The organism is candidate division WOR-3 bacterium (assembly GCA_039802205.1).
Taxonomy (GTDB): Bacteria; Hydrothermota; Tepidihabitantia; order SM23-42; family JAOAFX01; genus JAOAFX01.
This window is the reverse complement of the sequence record JBDRWD010000012.1, coordinates 44891-54110: the sequence shown is the minus strand read 5'-3', so window position 1 is coordinate 54110 and position 9220 is coordinate 44891. Positions and strand designations below refer to the sequence as shown.

Annotated in this window: 9 protein-coding genes; 8 read left to right on the top strand and 1 reads right to left on the bottom strand. The window is 39.8% G+C overall.

Going from position 1 to position 9220, the window contains the following annotated elements:
- The 4 genes from ABIL39_04265 to ABIL39_04250 form a co-directional block, all read left to right on the top strand.
- On the top strand, positions 1–297 hold a 297-nt coding region (locus ABIL39_04265), incomplete at its 5' end, for a hypothetical protein (GenBank protein MEO0165335.1).
- Between the two features lie 429 nt (positions 298–726).
- Positions 727–1290: an elongation factor P gene (efp, locus tag ABIL39_04260; GenBank protein MEO0165334.1), complete on the top strand. Its 564-nt coding sequence runs from the start codon at positions 727–729 to the stop codon at positions 1288–1290.
- A 2-nt stretch (positions 1291–1292) separates the two neighbouring features.
- Positions 1293–2225, top strand: coding sequence for a PAC2 family protein (locus ABIL39_04255; GenBank protein MEO0165333.1), 933 nt, complete (start codon positions 1293–1295; stop codon positions 2223–2225).
- Positions 2182–3021, top strand: a complete 840-nt coding sequence (locus ABIL39_04250) for a PAC2 family protein (GenBank protein ID MEO0165332.1) — start codon at positions 2182–2184, stop codon at positions 3019–3021. The genes ABIL39_04255 and ABIL39_04250 overlap by 44 nt, the downstream gene beginning before the upstream one ends.
- Before the next feature lie 66 nt (positions 3022–3087).
- Here the strand turns inward: ABIL39_04250 and ABIL39_04245 are convergent, their stop codons facing one another.
- Entirely contained in the window at positions 3088–4479 is a 1392-nt protein-coding gene (locus ABIL39_04245; GenBank protein MEO0165331.1) for a T9SS type A sorting domain-containing protein, read from the bottom strand.
- A 391-nt stretch (positions 4480–4870) separates the two neighbouring features.
- Between ABIL39_04245 and ABIL39_04240 the strand changes: the two genes are divergently transcribed.
- Genes ABIL39_04240 through ABIL39_04225 form a run of 4 tightly spaced genes read left to right on the top strand, consistent with a single transcriptional unit; the run spans position 4871 to position 9215 of the window.
- Positions 4871–5260 (top strand): hypothetical protein, encoded by a 390-nt coding sequence (locus ABIL39_04240; protein ID MEO0165330.1) that lies wholly within the window; start codon positions 4871–4873, stop codon positions 5258–5260.
- A gap of 35 nt (positions 5261–5295) precedes the next feature.
- On the top strand, positions 5296–6804 hold the full coding sequence (locus ABIL39_04235; protein MEO0165329.1) for a hypothetical protein: 1509 nt from the start codon (positions 5296–5298) through the stop codon (positions 6802–6804).
- Positions 6805–8250 carry a radical SAM protein gene (locus ABIL39_04230; protein MEO0165328.1) on the top strand — a complete coding sequence of 482 codons (1446 nt, stop codon included), beginning with the start codon at positions 6805–6807 and terminating at the stop codon, positions 8248–8250.
- Positions 8251–8252: 2 nt separating this feature from the next.
- Positions 8253–9215 (top strand): hypothetical protein, encoded by a 963-nt coding sequence (locus ABIL39_04225; protein ID MEO0165327.1) that lies wholly within the window; start codon positions 8253–8255, stop codon positions 9213–9215.
- The last annotated feature ends 5 nt before the right edge of the window (positions 9216–9220 follow it).

Below are 9220 nucleotides of genomic sequence, written 5' to 3'. Positions count from 1 at the left end.
AGTTTTCGTGATTTCAAGAATGAGAGATATTTTTCGTTAAGGGCCGCTGGTTTAAAGGGTGTTGTTAAGATGGAGAAATTGATTTTAGTGACTGTAGTTGCTTATATGTTTGTGATTCTTTTTGGTGTTGTTAGTGAAGGAATAAAGGAGTTTGTTGATTTGGTTTCTATGGTTAAAAATGGGAAAAAGAAATTGTTAAGCAGTTTCCGATTGGGTTTAGAATTATTGGATAAGCTGGATTTATCCAAATACCCGTGGCTTTTTTGTTTCAAAAAGTTATGCCCAACCGAAGATTAAAAGTGAGGAGTACTCAGCTGAGTTATCTGAGTCCTCGCTGCTTTTTGTCAAATTATTTTTATGCGCTAAATTATTAGCGGTAGCCGCACCCTTCAGGGGGCGAAATATCCCAGGATTTAAAAACATTTATCCGCAGGCTAAAGCCCGCGCCTACCATTTTACCGGTTACCACCTCAAGTCGGCATTTTTTATTTACGCAATGCGAAAGCCTTGCCCTAAAAAGTACCCAACGCTAAATCATTGGTTACCCTTACAAATCTTGACCATGAGTTTCATCGTTCCTTCATGTGAGTTATTACCAACTTGACTTCTAATCCGAATTTAATTATAATCATCGGTGATGGATGTTGATAAACGCGCCGAAAATATTTTCTAAGGTGCATGACTTATTTCAACTCTGGGTAATTTGGAGATAAACAAGGAGTAATTATGGTGCAGGCGTCGGAATTAAGAATCGGCATGATAATAAAATTACATAATGAGATATACAAGGTTATTTCGGCCGAAATTAAAGCGGGTACTGCAAAATTTGGTTCGATTGTCCATGCGAAGTTGCGCAATCTCAGGACTCATAGTCTAACCGAGCAAAGATTTCATCCGGATGACAAGATTGAAGATGTTATCGTAGATGTGGTACCCATGGAATTTCTTTATCAGGATGGCAGGAATTTTTGTTTCATGCATCCTGAGACCTATGATCAGATTCTGATTGGGACTGAAAAATTGGGTGAATTTAGCAAATTTCTCACTCCAGGGGCGAAGCTAAAGGTTGAGTTCTACGAAGGAGAGCCGATAGATGTGATAATACCTAAAACCGTTGAGATTAAAGTGACATCAACCGGTGAAGGCTTAAAAGGCGAGTTTGATGCTGCATATAAATCGGCAATTCTGGAAAACGGGATGGAGATTATGGTGCCCCAGTTTATTAAATCTGGTGATATAATAAGAATTGATGTAGAAACCAAGAAATATCTGGACCGGGTCAAGAGTTGATTATGGGGGTAAGAATTTATAAGGAAGTCGATTTGAAAGAGCCGATAATGTTATGTGGCTGGCCAGGTATTGGGCGTATTGGCCTGATTGCCATTGATACACTACGCGAACAATTGCAGGCTGAAGAGCTAGGTGAGATTGAGCCGCAGGATTTTTTCTACCCCACCACTGTCACAATAGAAGATGGTGTCATCAAATCTTTGACGTTCCCCCGAAATAAATTCTATTTCAAAAAGACCGAGACTTGTGACCTATTATTTTTTATTGGCGATGAGCAGCCTTCTGAGACCCAGGGTGGTTATGCCCGTGGAGAGGTGGCTTATCAGATTGCCCGGATGGTGATTGAGACGGGTTTAAAATATGGGGTCAAAAGGATTTACACCTCCGGGGCAGCGGTTGCCCAAATTCATCACGCCTCACGACCCAGGGTCTGGGCAGTTCCAAATACAGAGACACTCATCCGTGAAATTAAGCAGTATGAAAATACCGTCTTGATGTCGGAAGTAGAAGGAAGGGGTGGTCAAGGTACGATAACCGGACTGAATGGTTTGACATTAGGAGTGGCAAGAATCTACGGGATAGCGGGGATATGTTTGATGGGCGAAATTCCCTATTACCTCCAATGGCTACCTATTCCTTGGCCTAAAGGTTCTAAGGCGGTCCTTGAGGTTTTGTCCAAAATGCTCCACTTGCGCCTTGACCTTTCGATATTAGAACCCCTGATTGAGCAGGTAGATAGGAGTGTGGACAGAATCCTCAATACTTTTTTGGATAGTTTACCCACAGAGGTGAAGGAAAAGATAACCGAAAGTTTTGAACAGTTAAAGGATAGTCAGATTCCCCGCACCCCGATAAGCGATGAGGAGATAAAATGGTTCCGGGAGCATAGCGATGAATTTTTCCGGGAATTTTTCCAAAAAGAATCAGGCAAGTGATTGGGTAAGGTGGATTAAAAAACCGGAATTAAATAAACCCGAGTTATTCATAATCTGGGAAAAAATTCCGGGGCGGATTGGTGAGGCAGCTTTTCGGGCAATCAATGAAAAGATTGGCCTTGATTGCATCGGTGAAATAATCCCGCAGATTTTTTACCCTTTAAATGGTGTGGATATTGAGAATGATGTTGCCTATATTCCACATAATAGATTTTACTATTCGCCGCAGTTAAATTTAGTAATATTCAAAGGTTATGAGCCCCAGGTGAATCATTATCGGTTTATTGAGGTCATCGTTGACTACCTTTGCCCGGAACTTTCTATCTCCGTATTATATACATTAAACGGTTTTGTAGCAAATATCAGTTATAATGTCACCCGAAAGCTATGGGCGGTTTATAATGAAAACAAAATGAAAGAGCAGATGAGCAATTATGGACTTTATAACTTAACTTACGAGGGGACGCCGGCAGTGAGCAGTTACCTCTTGTATGAGGCAAAGAAAAGGAATCTTTTGGGAATGAGTTTATGGTGTGAAATACCTTTTTATCTTGCACTTGTGGACGATTTTCAAATGCAAAGGGTGGTTTTACAATTTTTAAAAAATAAATTTGATTTGGATTTTAATCTTGTAGCAGTCGACCGGCTTTGTGAAGAACAGAAGGAAAAGATACTTAATCTAAGACTCAAGGATAAAAAGGTTGACCAGTATCTTTGGTCGATTGAAATGAATATTGCGCTGAGTCAGGAAGAAAGTCTTTATCTCACCAATAAAATACTTGAAGAACTCCGTTGACTTTTAGACCATAAATTTTAATGAGGTTTGATTCTCACACATAACGGAGGAGGGTTTTGTAACCCTTCATTTTAGGATGATCACTTTTTCCGCCACAGAGACTTCTTCGGTTTTAAGCACTATAAAGTAAATCCCATTACAGTGGGAATCAAAATTGGTTGCCACATAATGAGTGCCTGGCTTTTCTAACCCTTGATAAATTTTTTGCACCAGGGCTCCTTGGTGGTTGTAGAGTGACAGGTTAATTCTGCTATTTTTTTCTAATCGGTACTGAATAAAGCACCTATCAGTAAGCGGGTTTGGGATACATCTTAAATGATGATTTTGCAGAGTGGTCCTAATGTCATCAATGCCGCTGTATAATGTAATGTAAGAGCCATAGATATCCCGATCGCCATTTCGGTTTGTCTCCCAGAAAATCCATAAATAAGAAGGGTAGCCATTCACCATTGTGGTTACGGGTAGAATGTCTTCGGCTGGATTGATGTCTACAGGAATTGTGTCATAACCACCTGTCCAGTAACGACGGAGCGAGTAGATATCATAGGTTCCATTACGGTCAGAACTAAAGCCGATAAGCGGTGGTCCTGATTCACGAACCGTAAGCATATAATCAAGGGGATTGGGATCAATGTCATTTGAAGTATTATTCGTTATTCGATAGAAGACATTCAAACTATCACATCCGGTGCGGTAGAGTTCATAATTCCCGTCACGGTTGCTTTGCCATACTACCCAGACTCTTCGATACGGGTCAGGCCATTGTGGTGTCACAGCGATCTCAGGCATGATATCCTCGGCCGGATGAGGTGCAATCGCCTGAGGCGTCGTCCAGGCATTGTTTATATATTCGCTGTAATAAATATCCCCCTCTCTCACCCAGACGACAAAGGGGTGATTATGGCGATTGCTTATTTTAGGATCATAGTTAATTACAGAAGCATCATTGGTTACTGGGATAGGCGCCGACCACGAAGTGCCATCATAATAACAGGAATAGATATTGTTGGCTTTCTTCCATACCACCCAGACATTGGTGCCAACAACACAGACCGAGGGCGATGTATTGTTATACAAATCATTGGTCAAACGAGCTGGCGGTGTCCATGAATTGCCCAAACTGTAAGAGACATGAATCTGATAGTTTATTCCTGAGAAATTATTTTGCCAGACACACCAGAAACAATTTCTTAAGGTATCATAAGCCACACTCGGATTGATATCCCAGTATGAGCTATTTGATATACAAACTGTATCACTCCAATTATAACCAATAAACCTTGAGTATATCTCCCAACCGCCACCCCCTGTGAAAGCCTGCCAGACAAGGCAGGTGCGGCCTTCCCACAACTGTTCTCTACAGGTTTGGGGATTGCAGTCTTCAACACCAGGGATTCCAAAATTTATTGGTGCTGACCATTGGGATAAAATAAAATAAACAATCATTGATAATTTCATATTTCCTCCTGATTAAAATTTTATTCACTCTCACCAGATTGTCAAGGTATTGTTAGACTGAGTCATCTCCGCATTTTTATAGAATGTTTTAAGCACAAAGAAACCTATTGGCAAAATTTTAAAGGATAACCAATCATCCGGTTGTCGGGCAAGTTTTAGCTTGCAGATGTCTAAATCGCCCGATATTACGCGCCTTGAATGGTGCAGCTACCATTAATAATTCAGCACCTGTTTGTGAGTATAAAAATAATTTGACAGGATGTAGACAACTCAGATTATTCGAAATCTGGATCTTCGATATTTCTCTTGAAATTTCTTCAGGCTTGGGTATAATTGAAAGGTACAACAACCAAGGTAGTGCTAAAAAAATTGAAACCAGAAAGGAGGTCTGATGAATTTGCCATTCGGCGAGATAAAGAATAATCTACTAATAATGAAATTTTCAACCGCAGATTATTCTATAGCCTCGGTATTATCTGCAATAAGAATTCATCTTGATGTGATTGAAGAAATGGGAGTGGTATTCTTAGGTGCCCAGACCGAGGTCGTTGCGGGACCAACGCCGGTCTTTCAGCCTGTGCCAGTGATTGCTCAATTTGAATACACGGGCAAGGGTGATGCTAAACAGACTCTGGAAAAGGTATATAAACTCATCTGGCAGGGAATAGTAAATTCATTTCCAGATGAGACCTGCTGGTCCCAGGCTAAGCAGGCGTATTCAGATTTTATAGCAGCGCAGGCGGATTTATTGAGAGCAAGGATTGAGGCGACGAAAGAATAGCTACTTAAAATCTAAAAAAGCCTAAGCACTTAAAAATGATAGTCCTTTTTTGTTTACTAACCTTAACCGCCGAATTAAAATGGGTTGAAGTAGATGTTGCCCTTTGGCAGGATGGTCGGGCAGACTTTGTTTATAAAATTCGCTGGAATGTTATTTCCGGCTCAATGAGTGCATTCTATCTTCAGGGATTATCGGTCGAACCTTTTTTTGACTATCAGAATTCCTGTGCCCTTGATGAATACAACAATAAATATCCTATAGATATTAGAGACCTCGGTGGTGGAAAATATGATATCGTGCTCAGCAAAGGAAGGAGATATGGACCTGGTCAAATAACTTTTATTATACATTTTGGTGGTGACCTGGGAAGGAGCGGTAATCTTGCAGTAACCCAGAGTGAATTTGGTGAACTCGTTGTGTTCCACTGGGCACCACCCCAATGGGATGAACCAATGGAACATTATACGGTCAAAGTCTCTTATCCGATAGAAGTAAAAGGCAAACAGGTCAATCCTGAGGCATACGGATTTCGAACTGAAAAATTTATGAACGAGAGATATCTATTAGATTATTTTGGCCAAGATTATAATGGAAAACACTACTTTACAGTTCGAATTCATAAAGAGGATGTCGCATCCAAAGAAAAATTGTTGATTCAACAGTATATTCCAGCAAGTTATTTTAATACCGAGAGATTCGGCAGAATTGAGGTCAAACCTGAGCGTCGCAAAAAGTTTTTTATCCCTTATGAGTTAATCTATATGTTATTTTCAGTCATTCCTTACTTATTTTATTCCAACAAAAAGGCTCAGAAAATAAAAGGGCTTTACAGTGATGTTCAGAGTTTACAATGGCTCAGGATGGATTGGATGCCACCCAAAATTGAGGTAGCCACATTTAGAAAATCAGGCAAGGTGGCAAAACTTGATTTAATTGAAGCCACAATATTATTGGATTATCCAGTGAATAAAGTTTTTACCATTATCGCTGAAAAATTACAGAAAGAGGGAGTTTTACAAATTCTGAATTATAATCCGATAAAACTTTCAATTTTACAGCGTCCCCCAGGATTAAAATATTATGAGTCAATGTTTCTGGATGCAATAAGGAGTGATGGCACAATGGATGAAGCTGGATTGAAGGCGCTAATCATGCAGATAGTTGAGAATATTCAGGCAAAGGCATGGGATTGTGACATAGAGGCGACCAAGGCATACTATACCGAAAAGATTGGCTCACCCGAGGTGGAAGAACCGATTGATGAAGAGTATAAAGATATGTATTACTATTATTACCTGCGGAACCGACCATTTGACCGCAGGGGGCATTTTCAGCAGATGGAGGATGGGTTTGTAATTTATGGTGAACCGATAAAAGATTATTCAACATTTGTCCGCTCTGATGCTTGCCACAGTGCGTGTTATGTCCATACCGCCTGCCACGATGCCTGCCACTCTGCCTGTCATTCAGCCTGCCATTCCGCCTGTCACTCCGCCTGCCATAGTGCTTGCCATTCAGCATGTGTGAGTGGTGGAGCAAGATAAATGTTAAGATATTTTAATAGAAAAATTAAATTCCAGAATCTGTATGCCGATCATCCGACAAATTCTACATTTCCGAAATCAGAGGTAAAAGAAATAATCGATTTAGAATGGGTGGATGGGTTTATAAAAGAGATCAAGCCTTATATTTATGTGAGGGAGTTAGATAATCTTTTAATTTTGATTCCCAATCAGGTTTATAAATTAAATCAATCAGGAGTTGCGATTTTAAACTATCTTTTAAAAGGTAATTCGATAAAAAACCTTATTGAACTGACTGGTGATGATGATGAAAAGAGAAAAGATCTGTACTACTTTTTCTGCGATTTGCGGGCTATTGTTAGGGGGTGTCTGAAAGAAGGTGAGAAGAGAGAGAGTGTATCCTATTATGAATTTAAGAGTGATTTAAATGATTATCCAATCCTCTCTGAGATTGCTGTCACCTATCGGTGCAATCTCAATTGTGAATTCTGCTATGTGGGCCATAAAGATTATCCTGAACTAAAGACAGCAGATTTGAAAAAGATTATATTCAAGATATACAATGAAGCAAAAGTACCATCAGTCAGTTTTACTGGAGGTGAGCCTTTATTAAGGAAAGATATTGTATCTCTGGTAGAATATGCAAATAAGATTGGTTTGTGGACAAATTTAATAACGAATGGGACGATGCTTACAAAGGAACTCGTAAGATCTTTGAAAAAGGCGGGTTTGAAAAGTGCCCAGGTAAGTTTGGAAGGTCCGAATGGCGAAATACATGACAGGATTACCGGGGTAAAGAATTCTTTTGCGAAAACCATTGCCGGAATAAAATATCTTCTTGAAGAGCGAATCGCTGTCCATACAAATACCACGATCTCAAGACACAATATAAATCACCTTGAAGGGATATTGTTATTGATCAAATCCTTAGGTTTGAAGAGACTATCGATGAATCTTATGATTCCTTGTGGAAGCGCCGAGCGGAGAAGTGATTTATGGATATCATACTCAGAGGTTGGTCCGCACATCTTGAAGATTAAAAACCATGCCCAGAAAGAGAATATTCAATTTTTATGGTATTCACCAATTCCGGTATGCAAATTCAATCCTATTGCTCATGGATTGGGGAACAAATCCTGTGCGGCAATTACTGGATTATTGAGCATAGACCCGATGGGCAATATTCTGCCCTGTTCATCCTGGAGAGAACCAGTGGGTTCGTTATTAAAAAGCAGTTTTAAAGAAATCTGGCATTCACCAATGTTGAGTTATTTCAAGAATGCTGATTATGCACCAGCGGAGTGCCATAAATGTCCCGAATTTAGCATATGCAAAGGGGCATGCCCGTTATTCTGGAAGGTATTTTCTGTAGACACCATCTCCGGCGGCGATTTTCATAAAATTGAAAATTCATCAGACGGAAATGAACTCAGGTTACAGATGGTAAGTCGTTCCTCCCAACATTAGAAATGGATAACTATTATCTTCTGGGTAAAATCTCCCCAAAACTTAGAAATTTTCTTACTGTAGTCCTTTTCTTTGTGGGTTTTGTTCTACAATTGAGTTCACGAAATATCCTTGTCGGCCTGCCCTTTTTCATTTTCTGCCTGTTATTGAATTTGATTAGAAATTTTACAATCAAGCCAATCCGTGCCCAGAAATTAGAATGGAAAGAAGTCACACCGGAAAGGATCGAGCAGGTTTACAATCACTGCCAGCGTCTGAGCAATATTAGTGGTGGTGCTACTGGATGTGTGGTTTTTTTCCTCATTGTTTTCTTCTTAATATTTTTTGCTCCAGTTTTACTGGAGATCTTTAGTGAGATAGCCCATATCGGTGATTCATTCCCAATAATGGCCTTGATAGTTGATTCTTCAATTCTCTTTAGTGGTGTATTACTGAGCGGCAGGCGTTCGGTCTGGATTCCTAATAACCTTGATGTTAAAATACCAATAATCAGACGGATTCTCAAACATCCAGTTTTTTCCAAAGATCCAAATATAAAGATAATACCTTATCTTGAAATTGGTACCACAGAACAAGGTCAGTTCCCCAATGATACTCGAATTCTGATTAAATTCCTCGGAGCACCACCCGAATTTATCGGGGTGCAATTTCAGATCTCAATAAATGATGTACAGGGCAAAAAATATCCATATTGTTATTGCGTTATTATTGCCCGTAAATCCTTTGGGTTGTTCGGAAAATTTAAGCCCTTGGAATTGGCAAGAATAACCATGGAAACCGAGAGAAGTAGCGATGCGGATGTGATTATAATCCGCCAGACGACGACAAGAAACACAGGTTATTATACGGATAAATCTGCCCAGGATTATATCTTGAACAGTAGCATAGCTATTGCAAAGAGATTAATCTTAACTCATTTCCATAAGCAACTTGTTGGGATGTTGTCAGCTGACAATATGAGGTAAATGTC

Coding starts and splice junctions, on each gene's coding strand:
- efp (MEO0165334.1), top strand. CDS start 727: ATGGTGCAGGCGTCGGAATTAAGAATCGGCATGATAATAAAATTACAT.
- ABIL39_04255 (MEO0165333.1), top strand. CDS start 1,293: ATGGGGGTAAGAATTTATAAGGAAGTCGATTTGAAAGAGCCGATAATG.
- ABIL39_04250 (MEO0165332.1), top strand. CDS start 2,182: ATGAATTTTTCCGGGAATTTTTCCAAAAAGAATCAGGCAAGTGATTGG.
- ABIL39_04245 (MEO0165331.1), bottom strand. CDS start 4,479: ATGAAATTATCAATGATTGTTTATTTTATTTTATCCCAATGGTCAGCA.
- ABIL39_04240 (MEO0165330.1), top strand. CDS start 4,871: ATGAATTTGCCATTCGGCGAGATAAAGAATAATCTACTAATAATGAAA.
- ABIL39_04235 (MEO0165329.1), top strand. CDS start 5,296: ATGATAGTCCTTTTTTGTTTACTAACCTTAACCGCCGAATTAAAATGG.
- ABIL39_04230 (MEO0165328.1), top strand. CDS start 6,805: ATGTTAAGATATTTTAATAGAAAAATTAAATTCCAGAATCTGTATGCC.
- ABIL39_04225 (MEO0165327.1), top strand. CDS start 8,253: ATGGATAACTATTATCTTCTGGGTAAAATCTCCCCAAAACTTAGAAAT.